15 protein-coding genes are annotated in these 21,090 nt (G+C 34.9%); 9 read left to right on the forward strand and 6 right to left on the reverse strand.

Features of this window, described 5'->3' with window-relative positions:
- Positions 1–409: 409 nt before the first annotated feature.
- Positions 410–1,783 (reverse strand): FliC/FljB family flagellin, encoded by a 1,374-nt coding sequence (locus BMW37_RS05195; protein WP_093318356.1) that lies wholly within the window; start codon positions 1,781–1,783, stop codon positions 410–412.
- 788 nt (positions 1,784–2,571) lie between these two features.
- Here BMW37_RS05195 and efeO point away from each other — a divergent pair.
- From efeO to BMW37_RS05210, 3 genes are all read left to right on the forward strand, one after another.
- A complete protein-coding gene (efeO, locus tag BMW37_RS05200) occupies positions 2,572–3,450 on the forward strand; it encodes an iron uptake system protein EfeO (protein ID WP_177168583.1) in 879 nt (292 codons plus the stop codon).
- A gap of 182 nt (positions 3,451–3,632) precedes the next feature.
- Entirely contained in the window at positions 3,633–4,985 is a 1,353-nt protein-coding gene (efeB, locus tag BMW37_RS05205) for an iron uptake transporter deferrochelatase/peroxidase subunit (protein WP_093318413.1), read from the forward strand.
- A 373-nt stretch (positions 4,986–5,358) separates the two neighbouring features.
- Complete coding sequence (locus BMW37_RS05210) at positions 5,359–8,007, forward strand: DEAD/DEAH box helicase (RefSeq protein WP_093318358.1); 2,649 nt, start codon at positions 5,359–5,361, stop codon at positions 8,005–8,007.
- A gap of 54 nt (positions 8,008–8,061) precedes the next feature.
- Here BMW37_RS05210 and BMW37_RS05215 read toward each other — a convergent pair whose 3' ends face one another.
- Positions 8,062–8,592: a gluconokinase gene (locus tag BMW37_RS05215; RefSeq protein WP_245711029.1), complete on the reverse strand. Its 531-nt coding sequence runs from the start codon at positions 8,590–8,592 to the stop codon at positions 8,062–8,064.
- Positions 8,593–8,827: 235 nt separating this feature from the next.
- On the opposite strand from BMW37_RS05215, the gene BMW37_RS05220 reads away from it, so the two are divergent.
- Positions 8,828–10,198, forward strand: a complete 1,371-nt coding sequence (locus BMW37_RS05220; RefSeq protein ID WP_093318359.1) for a GntP family permease — start codon at positions 8,828–8,830, stop codon at positions 10,196–10,198.
- A 232-nt stretch (positions 10,199–10,430) separates the two neighbouring features.
- Here the strand turns inward: BMW37_RS05220 and BMW37_RS05225 are convergent, their stop codons facing one another.
- Complete coding sequence (locus BMW37_RS05225; protein WP_093318360.1) at positions 10,431–11,534, reverse strand: AAA family ATPase; 1,104 nt, start codon at positions 11,532–11,534, stop codon at positions 10,431–10,433.
- Between the two features lie 800 nt (positions 11,535–12,334).
- Positions 12,335–13,741: an MFS transporter gene (locus BMW37_RS05230; protein ID WP_093318361.1), complete on the reverse strand. Its 1,407-nt coding sequence runs from the start codon at positions 13,739–13,741 to the stop codon at positions 12,335–12,337.
- A gap of 427 nt (positions 13,742–14,168) precedes the next feature.
- On the opposite strand from BMW37_RS05230, the gene BMW37_RS05235 reads away from it, so the two are divergent.
- The 3 genes from BMW37_RS05235 to BMW37_RS05245 all read left to right on the forward strand — a co-directional run bounded on the left by BMW37_RS05235 (position 14,169) and on the right by BMW37_RS05245 (position 17,853).
- On the forward strand, positions 14,169–14,942 hold the full coding sequence (locus tag BMW37_RS05235; protein WP_093318362.1) for a sulfite exporter TauE/SafE family protein: 774 nt from the start codon (positions 14,169–14,171) through the stop codon (positions 14,940–14,942).
- A 679-nt stretch (positions 14,943–15,621) separates the two neighbouring features.
- The gene (locus tag BMW37_RS05240) at positions 15,622–16,101 is read left to right on the forward strand and encodes a hypothetical protein (protein WP_093318363.1); all 480 of its coding nucleotides are present in this window, start codon (positions 15,622–15,624) and stop codon (positions 16,099–16,101) included.
- Positions 16,102–16,212: 111 nt separating this feature from the next.
- Complete coding sequence (locus BMW37_RS05245) at positions 16,213–17,853, forward strand: SulP family inorganic anion transporter (protein WP_093318364.1); 1,641 nt, start codon at positions 16,213–16,215, stop codon at positions 17,851–17,853.
- A gap of 395 nt (positions 17,854–18,248) precedes the next feature.
- Here the strand turns inward: BMW37_RS05245 and BMW37_RS05250 are convergent, their stop codons facing one another.
- Both BMW37_RS05250 and BMW37_RS05255 read right to left on the reverse strand, forming a co-directional pair.
- Positions 18,249–18,755, reverse strand: coding sequence for a GNAT family N-acetyltransferase (locus BMW37_RS05250; protein WP_093318367.1), 507 nt, complete (start codon positions 18,753–18,755; stop codon positions 18,249–18,251).
- A gap of 207 nt (positions 18,756–18,962) precedes the next feature.
- Entirely contained in the window at positions 18,963–20,087 is a 1,125-nt protein-coding gene (locus BMW37_RS05255) for a hypothetical protein (protein WP_093318369.1), read from the reverse strand.
- Between the two features lie 28 nt (positions 20,088–20,115).
- Here BMW37_RS05255 and BMW37_RS05260 point away from each other — a divergent pair, with 28 nt between their 5' ends.
- Complete coding sequence (locus BMW37_RS05260; protein WP_093318370.1) at positions 20,116–20,550, forward strand: ASCH domain-containing protein; 435 nt, start codon at positions 20,116–20,118, stop codon at positions 20,548–20,550.
- The gene (locus BMW37_RS05265) at positions 20,550–21,077 is read left to right on the forward strand and encodes an AAA family ATPase (RefSeq protein ID WP_093318371.1); all 528 of its coding nucleotides are present in this window, start codon (positions 20,550–20,552) and stop codon (positions 21,075–21,077) included. The genes BMW37_RS05260 and BMW37_RS05265 overlap by 1 nt, the downstream gene beginning before the upstream one ends.
- Positions 21,078–21,090: the final 13 nt, after the last annotated feature.

The raw sequence follows: 21,090 nt of genomic DNA on the forward strand, positions 1-21,090 counted from the left end.
TGAGTTTATGTACATTCCCAATATTTATAACTAATTACAAATATTGGCATGAGTAATTTACTCATTACTTTAAGCACGAAAGATGACAACTAAATGAAGAGTTTGTGACATATTTGTGAATTTATCACAAAACTCGTTATCCCATAATATTAATTGGAAGAAGGTTATTGAATTATGATGGGAAGCAATTAATGCTTTAGTCTGCTCTATAGCGTTACAATGATAAGGAATGGTTTCACATCAACCTAGTTACTAAATACTTGGATTGACATATCACACTGATCTGTCATGGCTAAAACTAGTATAACAATTCAGTCGTTCTATAAGAGGGAATTTTACTCTCCCTACCAAGCTATTTTGATAAGGAGAGTAAATAAAAATCAAATGCGGTATAACTTAAATGGAATACTTAACGTAATAAAGATAACACGTTTTGCGGAACTTGATTCGCTTGTGCTAGCACTGATGTTCCTGCTTGCTGAAGAATCTGAGCCCTACTCATATTAGATACCTCGACAGCATAGTCAGCATCTTCAATGCGGCTACGAGAAGAAGTCAAATTGTTGACTGTCGTACCTAAGTTATTAATAGTCGAATCAAGACGATTTTGGATTGCCCCTAAATCCCCTCTTAAATTATCAACTTGAGTAATGGCTTTATCAATTGCTTCAAGCGGCATATAAGTCGATCCAGCAAGCAAATTTGCAGCTGTCAATGACTTAACATCAAAACCTATGTAAGCAATTGAGTTATCAGAATTATATGTTGTTTTAGACGTATCTAACGCAATTAGGTAAGTTTGACCTAATTTTAATCCTTGCGCTTCTAATATTCTGGCATCTGGGCCTGTATCATTACCGATACCAAGCGTAACAGAGGTAAATAAATTACCTGCTTCATCTGCAAATAACTCTCCTGTTGCCGTCCCTACAATTAAAAGCTCATCAGGATCATATCCAATAGTCGCTTTACTCACCCCAAATTGTGCGGCTAAATCCATGGCTAGTTGCCCAAGATTAAGACCATGAGTGCCATCATCCCCAACCATCACTTTTCCCACGTTAGTGGTTTCACCAAATAATTTCTTTAATGTTTGCTCCTGAAATTTCTCGGCATTAGTCGTAGGAACGGCGGGTAAGTCTAGAGATAACATCCCAGATTTCGTATTATCTCTTCCAACAATAATAGGAAGATTAGTTGGGTAGGCTTTACCCATAATAATCGTTTCTGCTCTTATGCCTTCAACGCCAATTGCACCATTAACATTAAACGTTTCTAATCCTAGCGTTTTACTATTAATTTCTTTTAAGCCAATCGAAATCGTTTCATTGTCATTTGCCCCAACTTGTAAATTCAAGTTAGAGTCTTTAGCAAGTACATCGACACCATTAAATTGAGTTTGTTCCGATATCCGGTCAATTTCAGCTAATCTTTGTTTGACCTCTGCTTGAATAGAATCGAGATCAGTTTGTGAATTAGAACCATTTGCCGCCTGAACCGTTAACTCTCTGACTCTTTGAAGGTTATTATTAATTTCATTCAAAGCACCTTCAGTTGTTTGAGCGATTGAAATGCCATCCATCGCATTTCTTCTTGCTTGTGCAAGACCTTTAATATTTGAAGTAAATCGATTAGCAATAGCTTGACCTGCGGCATCATCTTTAGCACTATTGATACGCATACCAGAGGATAATCTCTCTATCGCTGTACCTAGTGCAGATTGTGAGCGTCTTAAGTTTAGCTGAGTACTTAATGACATCACATTTGTATTAATAATCGACATTTCGAAATCCTTAAAAATTGATCTTACTGATAAGATTCATTATCACATTTAATCAATCATGCTAAATACGACAAATAAAGCAACATAGTTTCTAGATATTTAAATTAGTTTTCATTATTCCAATAACACAATTATGTTACATAATATTTCAAGCGCAACCACCCTGTCAAGGGGTATCCAAAGCAAAGGAGAGACTAGATAAATGCAGCCCCATCGATATCTTCATAAGTCGATAATCATTAAGTTATTATTAGAATAAAGCGCAGAAACCCTTCTATCATTAATTTTTTGTTACAGTTACATTAAATATTCAAATAACTCTTTTTTGCAGAATTAAGATCCAAATGCCCTAATTTAAACTGCCCTCTACGGTGTGACAAAGTCATTGTCAACGCACCTACTTAAATACTTATTAACATTCATTATCTTTTCAATATTGATACTTATCTATTGTAGCAAATGCTTTTTGGCAATTATTCTAATTTTCTGTTTTTAATCCTGAAAATACGCCCTATTGTTAAGGCAATAGGCGCTTTCAACTCTTAATGTTAGCTTACACAAGCACTTCAATCGGACATCATGAACAACTTAATTTTTATCAAACTCATCATCATTTATAACAATAATGCTTGTTGATCTTCTAAAACTCTCAAATGATAATGAGAATAATTATTGTTTGCATTACTATTCTCATTTAAGCTATTATGTTGATGAGTGGCGATATTCACATTTATCTTGGTATTTTTTTGAATTTATTTTTTCGAATTTATTTTTTTAAGGAACTAGGCATGAAAATTAAGACAAAAATCAATCAACCTGTATTTAATATCGCTACTGCGATCTACATCAGTACTCTTTGCGTATTTCCAGCGATAAGCGACGTTTCCACCATTCAAGAGCAAACAATAAATAAGCAATTCGACTTACCAATCAATCAATATAAACAATTTGTGATAAATGAGATGGCTGAATTAGTCAAAGCCACAGAACAATTTACTACTGCTATTGATACGGGGGATATTGAACTTGCAAAGGCACTTTATGCACCCACTAGATTGCATTTTGAACGCATTGAACCAGTCGCTGAGCTATTTGGCGATCTTGATCCTGCTATAGATGCAAGGGAAGACGATTTTAAACTTGGCGCAGCGGATCCAAAGTTCACCGGATTTCACCGTTTAGAAAAGATGATATTTTCAGATAACACGCTTGAAGGTACAAAACCATTTTCAGATAAACTGCTTAAAGATGTATTACAACTTAATGAAAACATCAAAAAAACCGAGATATCCCCTATTGTGATGGTCCAAGGAGCGGCTGATTTACTAGAAGAAATTGCATTATCAAAGATAACAGGTGAAGAGGAACGATATAGCAAAACAGATCTATGGGATTTTAGTGGGAATTTAGCAGGCGCTTATCATATTTTTGATTTGTTAAAGCCCCTTATTACAACTCATAACGCTGATCTAGTGACTAATATCGATGCTCAATTTTCAGCAATCAACATGACATTAGGCAAGTATCGCGTTAGTGAAACTGAAGGTTATCAAAGCTATGACAGCGTGTCTGAACAAGATTTAATTTTGATGAAAGCTCAAATAACAACTTTAGCGGAAGATCTATCTACTCTGAGAGGGATTTTGAATCTTGATGATGGTTTGTAAACACTTACATTTTGGGCTAAATCTATATTTATGTAATTGAAGGTACGCAATAGGAATCCCTTTGCTTTAGCAGGGGGATAATGTCAATAGAACTGCACTCTAAAAGAAACAAGATTTACGAATATGCTTAGGGAGATATTATGAAAAATAACAGTCAAGATACCCCCAAAGATTCAGGTAAGATGTCGCCTGTTAAAAATTTACAAATAGATTCTAAAGCCGATTTTTCGCCTTTATCTAAACATATATGCGCAAATAATCCTCAACTACCTAATAGAAGAAAATGGATCAAGTCTCTTTCTTCTATAGGTATTAGCGCAGCTATTTCCGGGCTATCTATACCATTTGCTAACGCGAATGAGTCACTAAAAAATGATTTATCCCCAAAGACACCTAAATCAGTTTGTGCTGAAAGTTTATTCACAATCATCCCCCCATTTGGTGTTAACCAAGCTGGTATTACGACTCCTGAAACCACTGACGCGATATTTGTAGCATTTAAATCGGTTGCACCTGATATAGAGACATTAAAAACTCTATTTACACGTTTGACCAATCGAATTGTTTTTTTAACGCAAGGTGGTACTCCTGCTGCAAAGCCAAATAAAAACTATCCACCATCTGAATCCGGTATGCTTGGTCAATACATTAACCCTGATAGCCTAACTATTACCGTATCTGTAGGTGCTACGCTTTTTGATAAACGATATGGCCTTATTTCTCAAAAGCCGATTGAATTAATAGACATGCCAGATTTTCCAAATGATGCGCTCGATACATCTTGGTGTGACGGGGATTTATTATTACAAATTTGTGCTAATAGTAAGGAAACTGTCATCTATGCTTTAAGAGATATAATTAAAAATACATCACAATATTTAGTACCATTCTGGAAAATAGATGGTTTTTTACCCTCGAAGGCCATTAAATCCAATACTACTCCAATCAATTTATTTGGGTTTAAAGATGGGACAGGTAATCCTTCTAAACATGACAATTCACTGATGAATCAAATCGTTTGGGTTGGTCCTAATTCAAAAGAACCTAGCTGGACTCATGGAGGGAGTTATCAAGCAGTGAGACTAATTCGCCAATACTTAGAGTTTTGGGATAGAACGCCCCTAAAGCAACAAGAAGCTGACTTTGGTCGACATAAAGGGAGTGGTGCACATTTAGGTAAAACAGATGAATTTGAAGAGCCCTATTATGCGCATAATCAAGCTGATCAAATAACACCAATAGATTCTCACGTCAGGCGTGCTGAACCGAGAAAACACGGTAGGCATGACGCAAAATTATTGCGCAGAAGTTATAATTATTCATTAGGCTTAACAAAAGCCAGTCAACTGGATATGGGATTAATTTTTGTAAGTTATCAATCTTCCTTGCAAAAAGGATTCATCGATACTCAAAACCGATTAAATGGCGAGCCCTTAGAAGAATACATTAAGCCTTTTGGTGGTGGTTTTTTCTTTGCCTTGCCAGGCTTTAGAGAAAATGAAATATTAGGAAGTGGATTATTCAAACTTTTATGATTTCATCATTCAAGGATAAACCGCCTCATAAATGGAGGAAGTGTTACGTTTGAATGATAAACTTCCCCCGCTCCTTACGCCCTTCTCCTCTATTTCAGCATCCATGAGATTAAATAATGACATCAATCACATCTATGACTTGCAATATATCGCTTTTACTGGTCTTTATTTCTATTTTAATAGATAATGAAAGACTATTTTTTTAAGGTCATGCAATGATAAGAGTAGAGAACACTGTACGCAAGGCACTATGTAGTTGCTTTCTGAAAAATCCAATAGACAGTTGCTAAGCTGGATTTTTCAACACGTACAAATTGAGAAACTCAAAAAACGATTAAACCTTCATGACCTGTATAAAACTATTGGGAAAATTATGTTGGAAAATACGACGTCATCTGAAACTAGATTTATATGGGCCTTTACAGATAAATATGACCTATGCGGTAAATTGCAAAAGAAAACAGCTCAAAATTGGAGTGTTGGGCGTAAAGTCAATATCAATACGTTAAATAAAAATTATGGACATATTATTTCAGATAACGATAAAACTATCGCGAAACTATTAACAAATAGCATCATAAGTGAAAAGGATACGTTTAGAATTTCGACTCCACTCCTATCCTTGCTAAAATCGACCCCCAATTTATTCGATGATGATGGCAATCAAATCACACTTGCAGCACAACCATTTTTGTTAACCTTTGAACAAGAAGGTGAACACGCGATTATTGCAAGATTTCCAAATCCTGATTCTAATGATTTTCTAGATGAACAAAAACTTATCCGCCGTCACAGTGATACTATAATTTTATTTGAAGATTATGCACCAGAAGTCGCTAAATTTTTGAATATGATCAAAAAAGTGCCTAAAATCGCAGTGCAATCTGCTTTTGACCTCACAAAAAAACTTGCTGAAAACATTAATTGGTATAACCATATTGATAACTCTTCTAATATTCAAGTAATCAAATGGAGCCAGACCCCTCACCTATGGCTAAAACTCACAGCCCATACATTAGATATTTCCATCACTCATCAATCAGAGGATGGTGTGTATTCTATGCCAAGTGCTAAAGGGGACATATGGTTATCTGTGGGTAAAAATATTTGGGCAAAACGAGACATTGAAAATGAACTCACACAGGTTAAAACAATCCTTCGTAAACTTGAGATAACTGAATTTAATATTAATCAAGATTATGCTATTACAATAGACAAAGCTGAACTGGTTTTATCTCAGTTAGATATATTAACAGGTGTCGAGGTACATTGGCATAAAAGCAGTCCTAAGATTTTTAAAGCTGACTTAGGTGCCTTCAAACTTGAAGTTGAAGGCAATAGCAAAGCGTTAACATTTAGAGGTAATCTAGAATTTGATGCAGGCAGAGTAATTGAACTGCAGCAATTATTACAATCAAAACGCAATGGTTATATTGATCTAAAAGAAGAGAATGCACGTATTCACTTATCTGAAACACTCCAAGCTCAATTATCTATTTTAGCAGGTGCACTTGATGACTCATTAAGCGTATCCTCACAAAGAGCCTATACCTTATTACAATTAGATGATTCATTAAAGCAACATGACAATCCTAAGTGGCAAATGCTTCAATCGAATTGGAATCAACCTATTGAGATAGAGGAGTCTGAACTTGAAAGATTGCGCTGTTATCAACAAAGCGGAGTTAAATGGGCAATCAACTTATTGCATCATGGATTTGGAGCATGCTTAGCAGACGATATGGGGCTTGGAAAAACATTACAGGCTCTAAAAGTGATTGCTCACTTTAGCCATAAAGGTCCAAGCTTAGTGATCTGCCCTAAATCAGTGCTATTTAATTGGCAATACGAAGCAAAAGAGTTCACACCTCATTTAAATTGCCGAGTATTTGAAAATAGTTCGGATAAAAAAGCACTATTAACTAGCTTAAACCCTTATGATCTTATCATCATGGGATATAGCCAATTAAATATGTACAAAAATGATCTTAAACACGTCAATTGGCAAACAATCGTAATAGATGAAGCTCAGCAGATAAAAAATCCGACTAGCCAGAGAACTAAATCCTTGTTAACTCTAAAATCAGCAGGAAAACTCGCACTTTCTGGAACGCCTATTGAAAATAATATCATTGAATTATGGAGTCTGTTCGCCTTTTTAAATCCTGAACTATTAGGTGATTTGACCACATTTAAAGAAAGATATGCAAGAGTGAATAAAGAGGATGATTTGCTCGCAGAGCTTCGAGCTTTGGTTTCACCATTTATTTTGCGTAGACTCAAAAAAGCAGTACTTGATGAACTGCCGGAAAAAATTGAAATTAACCATGATATAGAACTTAACCAAGAAGAAAGAGCGGCCTATGAAGCAATCCGACTTGATATTTTAACTAAAAAAGCGCATAACTCTCTCGAAATTCTAGCCGGAATTACACGTTTAAGACAAGTATGTTGTGATGCTCAACTGGTCTTTAAAGATTTTAAAGGACCTAGCAGCAAAATACTTGAAGCCCTTAAAATTATCAGAGAAGCACTAGCAGGGGGGCATAAAGTACTTATTTTCAGTCAATTTGTCGGTTTACTCAAAAACTTAGGCACTTTATTAACAAAAGATGCAATTAAATATAGCTATCTAGATGGGCAATCTACTTTAAAACAGCGTGAGGCAGAAATCACTCAATTCAAACAAGATATTGCTGATATTTTCCTAATTAGTTTAAAAGCAGGCGGCACAGGTCTTAATCTCACTGAAGCTGACACCGTAATTCATCTTGATCCTTGGTGGAACCCTGCGATCGAAGACCAAGCTAGTGATAGAGCATATCGAATCGGTCAAACTCAAACAGTTACCGTGTACAGATTAATAGCCAAAGATACTATTGAAGAACATATCATTCAATTACATCAAGCAAAACGCCATTTGGCGCTACAATTAATGTCAGGTCATGCTGAAAAAGTACAATTAGAACCTGAATTTTTACTTTCATTACTGAATCAAAATGCTCATAACCTATCACTTTAAATTTTAAGGTATTTTGAGATAGGTTCGTTAATGGCCTAATTGCTTTAACATCCGTTAAAGACTTGCTACTCTACCTTCTATGCTGACAATAGCTGAAGCGACTATGTCCTCAATACTGCCTACAATTGAAACCCATTTAACATCTGGCTCTTCGGCTGGATTGGGTATTTCTAGTGTTGCAAGCTGAGTCTCTAGCATATTGGGTTTCATAAAATGACCGGCCCGTTTTTCAAGTCTCTGTGCGATAAGTGACTTATCTCCTTCTAAGAAAATAAATAAAGGTGCATTATCTTGACGTAAAATATCACGATAAGATTTTTTAAGTGCCGAGCACACAATCACTAACGACTGGTTATTTTGTTCATGCTGATGAATCACTGATTGAATATTATTAAGCCAAGGCAATCTATCAAAATCATCTAGTGCCTCACCTCGAGACATCTTTTCAACATTTTCTTTTGGATGTAAATCGTCTCCATCTACAAATACATAACCATATTTTTGCGCTAATAGTTCTGCAATCGTGCTCTTTCCTGTACCACAGACTCCCATCACGACAATACTTACTTGAGACTTGCTCATCATTACACCATCCTTTTAAAAAATAGCCACACTAAATCTTATTCTTTGACTGCCTGCAATTACACTGATTTGTGCGCCAGCTCTCAAAATCATATTTTATTCTAATAATTAACGCATACAGATATTCACTTTTCAAAAAGTTACATATACTATGTTACTGGTAACAGATAAAAAAGTGAATTACTTTATGTGATTCATTTGAAAAAGATCACAATATTAAAATATTAAAAGGAACTTTATGGGCGGCATCATAGACAACTCACAAACATATCTATTAATGGTAGCGCTTTTATCCGTTTTAGCGTTACTCATTTTAATTATATACTTAAAAATCCATGCATTTGTATCATTAGTCACAGTAAGCCTTGGAACCGCAATTGCAGCCGGCATTCCTTATAAAGATGTCATCAGTACTTTAAATGGAGGTTTTGGTGGAACACTTGCTTCAGTAGCATTACTGGTCGGCTTAGGTGCCATGATTGGTAAAATTTTAGAGACAACAGGCGGTGCCAAAGTTCTTGCTGACACATTAATTAACCGATTTGGTGAAAAACGAGCCCCCTTTGCACTCGGTATTGCATCACTTTTATTTGGTTTTCCCATTTTCTTTGATGCAGGTCTGATTGTAATGATGCCCATTATATTCAGTGTTGCCGCACGTTTCGGTGGTTCAGTACTAAAATATGCACTGCCAGCAGCAGGCGCATTTGCTGCCATGCATGGCTTTGTCCCGCCTCACCCTGGACCAGTAGCAGCAGCCGATGCTCTGCATGCTAACATTGGCCTTTTACTGATTGTTGGTATACTAGTGGCTCTGCCAACCTGGTATTTTGGTTCTTACCTATTCGGTTTATATGCGGGCAAAAAATTCAACATACCTGTTTCAAAATTATTTATGAGTAACGAAATTATAGATGAGAGAAAATTACCTAAGTTTACGACTGTTCTTCTTATCTTAGTTTTACCTGTATTATTAATCTCACTAGATACGGTCCTTAACACCTTACAAACCGCAAAAATTATTAATGGGGATGCAATTTTAGTTCAATTTTTAAGACTATTAGGAAAAACGCCAATTGCGCTTTTAATCACTTTATTAATTTGTATCACGGCATTTACTAAAGACTACGGTCTTAAACATCTAGAAAAATTATGTGATAGCTCACTTGCTCCGATTTGTAGTGTCATTCTTGTCACTGGTGCTGGTGGCATGTTTGGTGGCGTATTAAGAGCAAGTGGTATTGGTGATGCTTTAGCCACATTACTTGCTGATACAGGCTTGCCAGTGATAGTTGCGGCGTTCATCATAGCTACTTGTATTCGTGTTGCTCAAGGTTCTGCAACTGTCGCACTGACAACAACTGCGGGACTGATTGCGCCGGTGGTAGAAACAACAACAGGCTTATCACAATTAGATTTATGTTTTATTGTGATTGCAATTGCTGGTGGTTCTACTGTTTTATCTCATTTTAATGATTCAGGTTTTTGGCTTGTATCTAGGCTTCTTGAGATTGATGAGAAAACAACACTTAAAACCTGGACTGTAATGGAAACCTTACTTGGCACGATTGCCTTTGGTATCGCTGCACTACTTAGCCTTATTTTTTAATTTACAACCCTAATGGTGCAGGTCCAAATAAAAAATTATGGCTTGCACCAGTGAATATGCATACACAGGTATGGGACTAGCCTTGATGATTTACTTACAATAGGTAAATGGTGTAATTATGGAATTCTGGCTTTTACAAAAATAATCAACAATTACTCATATCCAGCCCTATAGGAAAAGGGCTAAATGCTTCTTCCGTTTGCCCTTCTGCGTATACAATGCACCTTTTCATTTATAATCGACCACCAAACATATTTTTATTCCATAATTCACCTAATTGATAGTCAGATAACCACTCTTCCCAATCATTTTTATTTAACTTTTTCATCTTTGTTTGATGCTCTATTTTGTTTATCACTATCAGATCACCTACCTCAAAACAATTAACCAATTCAATAGATTGAGTCGATATGATAATTTGCCTAGTATGGCTTGCAGATTTAAAGAGAGCACCAAGAATAGCAATAGCATAAGGATGCAATCCAATTTCAGGTTCATCAATAATTAAAATGGAATTTTCCTCTTCGTATGGTTGACATAATAAAGTGGCTATTAACGCAAAACGTAGTGTACCGTCAGAAAAATGGTATGCTGTAAAAGGAATATCATAGCCTTTTTCATACCACTCAAGTTGGATGCAAGATTCATTTCCTGGTATAGGTCTCAGTATAAAACCACCAAAAAATGGCGCTATCTTTTGAATGGTTTTAATAATCCTATAATAGTTTTTTGAATAATCCCTTTCTAATTTATACAAAAAGGCAGCTAAATTACTACCATCTTCCCTAAGGTATAAATTATCATTAATTTGATGCACTTGCTTAACTTTTGCTGTATTACTTGTATCGTAAAAATGGTAAATATGCCAGTTTTTAATTTGTTTTATCAAACTTCGCAAGTTTTCATTTTCAGAAGGTGTGTGAGTGTAATGTTCAGCATGAGACTCCAAGTAGCCGCCGCTCATCAGAGGAAGAGGCGCTTCATTGCTTCCAATATACACAATCTCTCTATCAATCATTAATTGATTTGTATCAGTTGGTACTAGCTCAATTTCATAAGGTGTGCTATTGAAACTTAACTTGGCATAGATTGAGGATGTATTTTTTCTGCCGAAATGCAGTAATGCATCTGGCCCACCTTTTTGGGTCACAAATCTTTGTAAATTTGACTCTATCATAGTCCGTATTAATTTAAAGAAACTGATAAAGTTTGTTTTTCCAGAGCCGTTTGCGCCAATCAATACATTTAATGATCCTAACTCTACATGACACTCAACTATAGATTTGTATCCTTTGATTAGAATTGAATTCAGCATCACAGAATTATTCTGTTTCATATATTTCAAGCCTCTATTTACCTATACTTATACAAAATTCACTAGGCTGACATAATACCCTATTTATTGATTATGATGCTAAAACATTTATTTTTTTAGTTTTAATTTTTAAAAAAATAAGCCTTATATAGATAGGATTTAGTTTATTAACAGTAAGAATTCAAATTGTCTTAGATGAATACTCACACGTTGGTTGAATATTTAGCAAGAAAAAATAGGTAACTATTTTTATCATTCAAGCTTACAAGCTCCCTATTCATGAAGAGAATGCATCTACTGGTTTGGAGCCGTAAAATTACACAGGTTCGTTATGACTCCAAGTGTATTTGATTACAACATACCACCACATGAATCTGCAAAGTAGCTAGGACTCTAAAAAGCATAACTTGGCAGATAACGACGAGTAGTTAGGAATTCTTATCATAACTGGATTATGGTGAATGCCATTTTCGTGATTTGAATGTGCTATATCATCGAGGTTGAGAGATTGCGTCCGGCAGCATAATAAGATAAGTTACGATAGAGGCTAGCGACACGTTAAACACTTGTAGGTGCGACTAGAAAACTAAGTGGTGATAATTGTCTAAGCAGTTAGCTATGACGACGAGTCCCCCTCCTCTTTAGGAGAGGGAAGCTCAATAAAACTTCCCTATTAAATGGAAAGTTGCAGGAGGATAAATACACAAGGTTACAGCAATCTGTTTTAAAGCAAATGAAGCAGGCCGGCATTTTAAAACGACTAACCTTATATCAAAAATAGCGCACACTCCGCATCATTTTCATCTGCTATATTTTTAAATTTACTCATGTTTCTTATCATTTTTAAGCTCACCTGATTCATCCGTGAATTGTGAGTTTTCAGCATCAGTATTGGAATCGCTCAACATTTGCTTACTTGATTGTTCATCTATAGATGTGGGCACTTCCGTTTCTCTTGGTTCAATATGATCGAGAATAATTTTAGCCTCATCAGGAACAGTTTCAGGCTCAATTCTAGGGTCTAGTATAGCTGAACTCATAGGATACTCTGGCACGTGTGCTGTTTTTTCTATTCCTTCTTCGATTTCCTCACAAGGATTACTTTTAAGAATAAATAGGAGTCCAAATAGCGCTAAGCCCATAACAAAAAAGACCACAAATAGAGCTTTGGCAGAAAAATAGTCCATCACTATACCAGAGGCAATCGGACCTATACCTGCTCCGACACCAAATATAGCAAGCAATAAGCCGCTTAAGGCAACTCTTTTAGTGGAAGCAATATTATCATTTGCAAGCGCAACTGCAATTGGATATAGGGTAAATAGAAACACCCCAACAGCAAATATAATTACGAGTAATATAATTTCAGACCAATACGCTCCAAACCACAAAGGAATACTTAAAAAAGCCAAAAGACAGGCATTTACCTGAATCAACTTTGTTCTGTTAACCCTATCAGACAACCACCCCATAGGCCACTGAACTAAAAATCCTGCAATAATCGCAACAGCGATGAACTGGCTACTATCATTAACACTAAATCCTGCACTTTGTGCATAAATAGGCGCTAAGCCAAAAAATGAACCAACTAACATTCCACCAACAGCAACCGTCAATAAGGCGGGGGTTGTCGTCTTTAAAAAATAACGAATCTCTAGTGGTGCAACAATGATGGCATTTGGATGGATTTTACGAGTGGTAGCAACAGGAATTAAACTGCCAGCAAAGAGCATAGCAACAATCACTAATTGCGTGATACTGAGCTCTGGTAAATATCTCAAAAAATATTGCCCAAGGATTAATCCCATATTTACAGCAATCATATATCCTGAGAATACAGCGCCTCTATTTTTACTATCACTTTGCTCATTAAGCCAACTTTCAATCACCATATATTGAGCCATCATGGCCATGCCGAGAATAAACCTAAATCCCATCCATAGGTAAATATGTTGAATCAAAATATGCGCTAAAATTACGATTGTACAGATCCCTGCACATGCTACAAATGTTCTGATATGCCCAAAAAACGCAATCAATAATTGTCCGATTTTAGCACCAAGTACCATTCCAAAATAATAACACGCAATATTGGCACCGATTAAAATCGTACTGACATTTAATTTATCTAAATAAAGGGAAACGTAAGTATTAAAGAAACCTGTTGCGGTCAACATTAACAACGTGGCAATAAATAACGCAGGAAAAGCAAAAATAGAAAGTTTCATAAGAAAACCAACAATTAAAATTGTTAATCGGTTACAGAAAAAATAATCTGCAAAATAACTTCAATTAGGATGAAGCTAGTCTAATCAATTTCAATGCAACTTGTAAGATGTAAATGAGAATATATTTACAGGCGTTTACAGGGGAATGTATTATTAACAGAGTTTGAGTCACAAGGCTCCTCAATGTTATGTAGTTTTAGCGTTTATATTAACAAATACCAAAACTTGAATTCATATTTAATCAATTGAAGTGTATGATAGGAGTCAATCTATTACGATTAAGTTTCCGCTTGATAATAAACTAGTAGCATTACGATAACAAAACCTGTAAATAATTAATTATTAATGGATATTTTTACCACTTTGACATCCTACCCTATCTGAAGGCAAAGGTTTTACGGCATGGATAATACATTAGAGGAATTGAATGAATATTGCTGATATTTCTATCTTCCTTATTTGTGTATTTATTGCCTGTTTTACCCAGAACCTAACTGGCTTTGCTTTTGGTTTAATATTTTTAGGTCTAACATCACTTTTTGGTTCGCTAGACTTACTGACTGCTGCTAATGTTATCAGCATCTTATCTCTAGCAAATGCTATCCCTATGCTTAAAACAGGCAAAGCCACTTTGCCTAAAAAACCATTTTTCACGTGCCTATCCTTTAGCCTTATTGGTGTTGCCTCTGGGCTTTGGCTTCTGCATTTTTTAAGTAGAGACTTAGAAATTTATCTTAAATTATTACTTGGCATAACCATACTAGTAGCCAGTTTTTTATTAATCATTCAACGTAACGAACCAGTTAAATTAGGTAAACTCTCAACATTTGGTTCATTTGGATTTCTATCTGGTATACTTGGAGGATTATTTTCAACAGCTGGTCCACCGCTTGTTTATCTGCTTTATCGTCAACCGCTCACATTAGAATCCATCAAGCGATTTTTAGTTCTATCTTTCGCAGCAAATGCTCTTTTACGAACGATACTCGTTGCTATCGATGGCCAACTGTCCTTAAAGATTTTAACGCTCTGTGCTATTGCATTTCCATTTGTTTGCTTACAAACTTTCTTGCAGCGTAAATATCCTATTAAGTGGCCTATTCACCGAATTAAAAAAATCGTATTTGGTTTATTGTTGTTAACAGCTGCATCTATTCTAATACCAAACCTATTGATATTAGTTCAACATACGAATCAATGATCTATCACATCTAAAAAGATGCTAATGATATAAACTTAATCACTCAGTAAGTGCAGTCACATACACTTTCAGCTCTTACCATTCAAATCTAAACCATGTGCACATTGACTCATAACATGAGCGCCTAATCCATCTTTATCAGTATAGCTAAAAAAGGGGGGTAATATTAAACATTAATGAATCATAAGATGCTTAACTCACAGCCAATTTAAGCTAAGATTTGTATTTACTAGCTGACATAAACTCTGATTCCAATATGAACTGGTATAGTTTGCTTCTTCTACTCTCAAAAGCAAAATTAATTAAACTGTTGTCAATGGACATTTTAAATGACCAGACTTCGAATATTCATTTTGAACCTGTTTAGCATAATTAATTACTTCCTTTTGTCTCAATCTATCGTTTTGTACTACAAATATCTTAGAATCTTAGATGAATTAAATAATATTTTGTTAACAAGCGCATTAATACGATGGATTCTTGTTATTAAATTCGATAAAAAGATAACAGATAACTTAATTAAGTATAGATTGTTATCTAAGCATGTGTTATAAAATATCATTGCTAAATTAATGAAAATGTTACATAAACACAACAATCTTTGACCAACATATAGCATACATTATCAATACGTTAACAACATTGACACATCAATTAATACATTGTTAGGAGAATTAAAATGATTACTGAAGCAGATGTTAATGCAGCGCAACAAGCCTGGTGTGATGGTCTAATTGCAATTGGAAAAGCTTACCGAAATGGTGAGGATTACACTGCCCTTGCAGCAAAAATTATTGATGAAATTTATGACTATAATGAAGGGGTTGTATTTTTTAAACCGACACTTGCGCACGGAGATAAAGTCTTTCGTTGTAGTAAAATTGGTGCGCTGGCCTATTTTGTAGGAGGTAACCCTGAGTACCCAAATGATAAAGGATTTGCATTGAATGTTTGGAAAAAAGTATGGTATGACAACAATGCAGCAGAAAATGGCATACAAATACATGGAGATATTGCCATTACTATGGGTAATGTATATCTTATAAATGAACATGATGAGCAAGTCATGGTAGATAAAACATTCGTTTTCAGACGCTGTGCTGACGGAAAACTTAGGTTATGCGTCCATAAATCAGCCCTACCTTACTCGCCAAATTAAGTTTTTTTGCATAGCGTGAATCAATTAATTTACACGCTATGCCATTTACCCCGTAAGGTTACCAATATTTGTGCAACAGTATTAATACTGTTAACAATCAATGAGAATATTATGTTTAAAAAATTTACTATTACTCGAGGCGATTTATTTGGTGGGATCACAGCAGGAATTGTTGCGCTTCCGCTATGTCTTGCCTTTGGCGTTGCTTCTGGATTAGGAGCAGAGGCTGGGCTCTATGGCGGAATATTTGTCGGGATTATGGCGTCAATATTTGGCGGTACTCCTGTACAAATCACAGGACCAACCGCTCCAATGACATTAATTGCTTCAACGGTTGTAATTGGTAACACCTTACCTTCAGGTGAAATCAATTTACCGAGTGTCTTAATGGTATTTCTGTTAGCTGGTGGTTTTCAAGTTCTATTTGGAGTCTTACGACTTGGACAGTTTATTCGCTACCTTCCCTATCCAGTCATTTCAGGATTAATGACTGGTATAGGTATTATTATACTTGCTCAGCAAATTTTCCCTTTACTCGGAATGTCGGCACCAGCGTCAGATTTTTTAACCATACTTCTATCCATTAACCAACTTTCGAATGGGTTTAATTTAAGCGCTGCAGGACTTGCATTAGCCACGATTATTCTCATATACACTTTGCCTAGGTTAACTAAAGTTGTCCCCCCAACTTTGATTGCCTTAATAGTATTAACCTCAATTGCAGTTGTGTTTCATTTATCAGTTCCTATGATTGGTGAGATCCCATCTGGATTACCTAAACCTATCCTGCCTGTATTCATTCTAACTGATATTAAGTTGATTATTATTGCAGCCCTTCAATTGGCATTTTTGGGTGCAATTGACTCTTTATCAACTTCATTAGTCGCAGATAATATGACTAAAACCCAGCATAATAGCAATCAAGAATTAATAGGCCAGGGAATTGGTAATATGACCTCAGCCATATTTGGCGGTATTCCTGCAGCGGGTGCATTTGTAAGAACCGCTATCAATATTCGGTCAGGCGCTAGGCATGCTTCTTCTGGTGTCATTCATGGTCTTTTCCTACTTGCAGTGCTACTTGGGTTATCTGGTATCGTTCAGTATATCCCTAATGCAGTACTCGCCAGTATTCTAGTTACCGCAGGATTAGGTATTATTGATTATCGGAGTTTGAAACACATCAGACGTGCACCTAAAAGTGATGTGATAGTGATGCTTCTTGTGATTGTTTTAACCATTTTCGTTGATATGATTGCCGCAGTAGCAATTGGCATGATTGTCGCCTCTTTGATATTTATGGCTAAAATTGCAACCTTAGCAGAACAAAATACGACGCTTGTGGTCGCTGATGATACACCTTGGGCTGATGAACTAGCCCTTAAAGAGGATCTTAGAAAACAAATCATATTTAAACACATTACAGGACCGCTCTTTTTTGGTTTTGTCTCGTCATTTAGGGCAAGTGCCTCTACCATAACGGAAGGTAAACTATTTGTATTAAGAATGGAAAAAGTGAATTACTTAGACCAATCTGGCTTATATGCCCTACACGATGTGATTGTAGATTCTCAGGCTGCAGGTTTAACAGTCTGCATTGTTGGACTGGCTGAAAATTTAGTTGAGCGTCTTGAAATGATTCAAATCATTCCAGGAATATTACATAAATCATTTGTATTTGAGAATTTTGAATATTTTAGCAAAGCGCTCCCTCAAATACTTGAATCCAATCAATCAGATAGATTTAATTAGCATCTATCCCTTGAACTAAAGGGCCTTCAAATACTTAGTACCTATGCTTTTTAAACAGAAAAAGCATAGGTACGTTGCTTACAACACAAAGAACATAATGCATGATTAAAACTGTTTTTTATCAATTTATCTGAATTAAATTGACATTGCGAACATGATAATTAGGAATTTAAACGATCTCAACAATTAATGAATTTTAAACTAACAATCAAATAATTATAACAATATTTTCAACTACAAGCCGATTGACGGCTTAAATCTAAAACATCCAATATAGGTGCTCACCCAAATTAAATGACTAAAAACTCGATTTCTCAAGTCACGAAAAACAGCTCCTAGCAAGGATTTCAAAAAAATTTAAGTATTTTGCATTCTTATAAATAAGACTAAACTAACTAGACTTTTTTAGAAAAGAAATATTCAACTGAATCGGGGCGATAATACCCACTAACATCCCTATCCAAACAAAATAGATGTTTTTGAACTAAAAAATCATTTAATTCATTTAATCGTTGACTACAAACAGATATATGAACTTTATCAGAAAAAAGTTCCAATGACTTTTCCATGAGTTCAGTGCCAATCCCTTGCCCTCTAAAATTTTGGTCAACAAAAAAAGTACAAATTTTTTCTTCTTCTTCAGTTATTTTCAAAAGGGTTGCTGCAATGACATTATTACCATCCAAAACGACCAGAACTTTACGACTATCGTTATTCATTTGGCGTACGAAAGTAAAATATAACCAAGCATGAAAATTTGGATACAAATGAGACACAGGAATCAAAAAATCAACAACTTTGTATTGAAAAAATTCTTTGCGTGTCGTTAAGCATTTAAATGATAATTCATGACTAAAAGAAGTCTTAGCGTTTTGAGTATGATGGCTATTCATTGTATTCATTCTATTTACCTCTCATTTTAATACTTTTAGCCTCTTATGGCACATCTACAATTCATTATCTAATATTAGTCACTATCAATAAATACCTTTTCCACTAACTATTTCAAAAAAAATGATGAATGATTTTTAAACTGCTTGAAGATTCAGCTAACCAAGACAAGTAACAATACTGCCAAGGGCACCTGCTAATTACCTATCCATCAAGTATCATTTTATCTTACATACTAAAGATTTAGCTTTGTAGGCTAAAAACTTACCTATCCAAAATAAATGAGCTAGTAAACACAACATGAAGAGTGCCTGAAATCCTCTGCGAAGCAGTTCTATGCCATCAACAAAAAATGGCAATGAGTCAAGATAACCAAAATCATTAGGTATTTGCAAAGAGGTAGTAGTAATATAATTTGCAAGTACAGCAAAGGAAATAATAAAAAATATACTCCTCAGCAACATAAGATAAGACTTTTTCGTGTGCTTGTATTTAGAGAAATTTGTAAATTGATTTTTTTGGTTTTCTTTTTGAAGAGTCCATTGATAAATAATCATTTTATCAAGATCAATACGATTTTTATTCCCCTTAACATATTCACCCCAAATATTATCACCCTCTAATAATCTACATCGTACATAATCTCGATCAGACATCAAGTATTCGACATCAATATTACGAATGATAAAGTAATGGATTTTTTGGATTTCTACACTATTTGCTATCTTATTGCAAATCTCAACTGGTAAATTGCGAATTTCATTTACTCTAAAATCTATCAATTCTATATTTTCTTCACTGCTGAGTAGAATTTTATCTTTTGGCTCTATTTGAGTAGATAAGAAATCACTATTTTTCCCATCGATTTGTATTCTGAATCTAAGATACCCATACTCATTAATTCCTATTGTATATTTATTAGGTGAAAATTTTAAATGAGTCCCATTTTTAAGCTTACAAATCTCTGGCTTATCTGTAATCCATTTGAAAAAATCATTACTTGCATGGGATTTCGAAACAATAAAATAGTTATCCGTTCGACTGTTATTAGCATCAATCACTAAATTTTCATTGAATATGGCCGATACAACTTCTTGCTTGTCTTTTAATCTCTCACCAAGATCGAGATAGGCATCATTATTAGGTAGGTTAATCGGTAAAAAAACATTCAGCTCTGAACTTAAATTTTTGAATTTTATCCCGATGTCTAAAGATAAATTAGATTTCCCTTGCTGAGTCAAAAGGTTCCAATAATTAAAATGGAGTTCAATTTCAGCTACTGCATCTTGTTTCACACTACTGACATCTTGTCTATCAGACCAAACTGCGATACTATTAGCCATCCATTAGCCCTATTGTTAATTTAACTGTATGCAAAATATATTAATCAGTATTAAACCGAATTATATCAATTTAATTTTTCAAAACAAGAAAAAAGTAGAACTGCGTCGGCGCATTGGAAAGAATTTTACAGTTGGAGCCAAGCTCTATCTTTATGCTACATCACCTGAAAAAGCAATTGTAGGCCAAGCGTGTATTTCTAAAATTGATTCATATGATTTAAAAGAAATGAATCCAGAGTTAATTAGCTCTATTTGCAAAATGGGCTGCATAACTTTAGAAGCGTTTTCCCTTTACTTCAAAAACTCACCTAAATGTTACTTATTATCACTTACAAATATTATCCAATATGAAAAAAGAATAAGTTTACATCAAATGAAAAATGTAATGCTGAGACCACCACAATCATTTATGTACATAAATACTAAAATCGATGAATTGCTACAACATGAGATGCTTCAATAATGATAGTAGGCTTTTTTGGTTTATCAGGTGTGGGTAAAACACATTTAATTAAAAGACTAGTTAGTAATACAGATGAATTTATTCAGATTTCGGCTTCAAAATTAATTAAGAGTGAAGGTGGCGTTATACAGTTCGAAAATCTTAATAGAAGAGTCCTGCTGGATAACCAAAACAAACTAGTATCTTCAATTCAAAAACTTAAATCAGAAAAAAAGAATTATTTAATTGAAATGCACACTATTTTAGAGACTAAAAACTACATTTTCACTGTGCCTGATATTATCCTAAATCAACTTAGAGATGTATTAGACCTAGCGTTTTTTTTACAGGCCTCACCTCAATTTATAAGACATAACAGGCTTATGGATTCCAAAACGCGCGCAATAAAAACAGATTTAGAATTAGCAGAAGCACAAGAGTTATCCTTGTTCTTATTTAAAAAGTCTTTTCCTGAATGTCAGTTTTTGGTGATAGATCACTCATTCGATATGCATCAATTACAACTATCAATATCTAATTTACGATAATAATTGTGAGTAT

The organism is Thorsellia anophelis DSM 18579, assembly GCF_900111395.1.
Taxonomy (GTDB): domain Bacteria; phylum Pseudomonadota; class Gammaproteobacteria; order Enterobacterales; family Thorselliaceae; genus Thorsellia; species Thorsellia anophelis.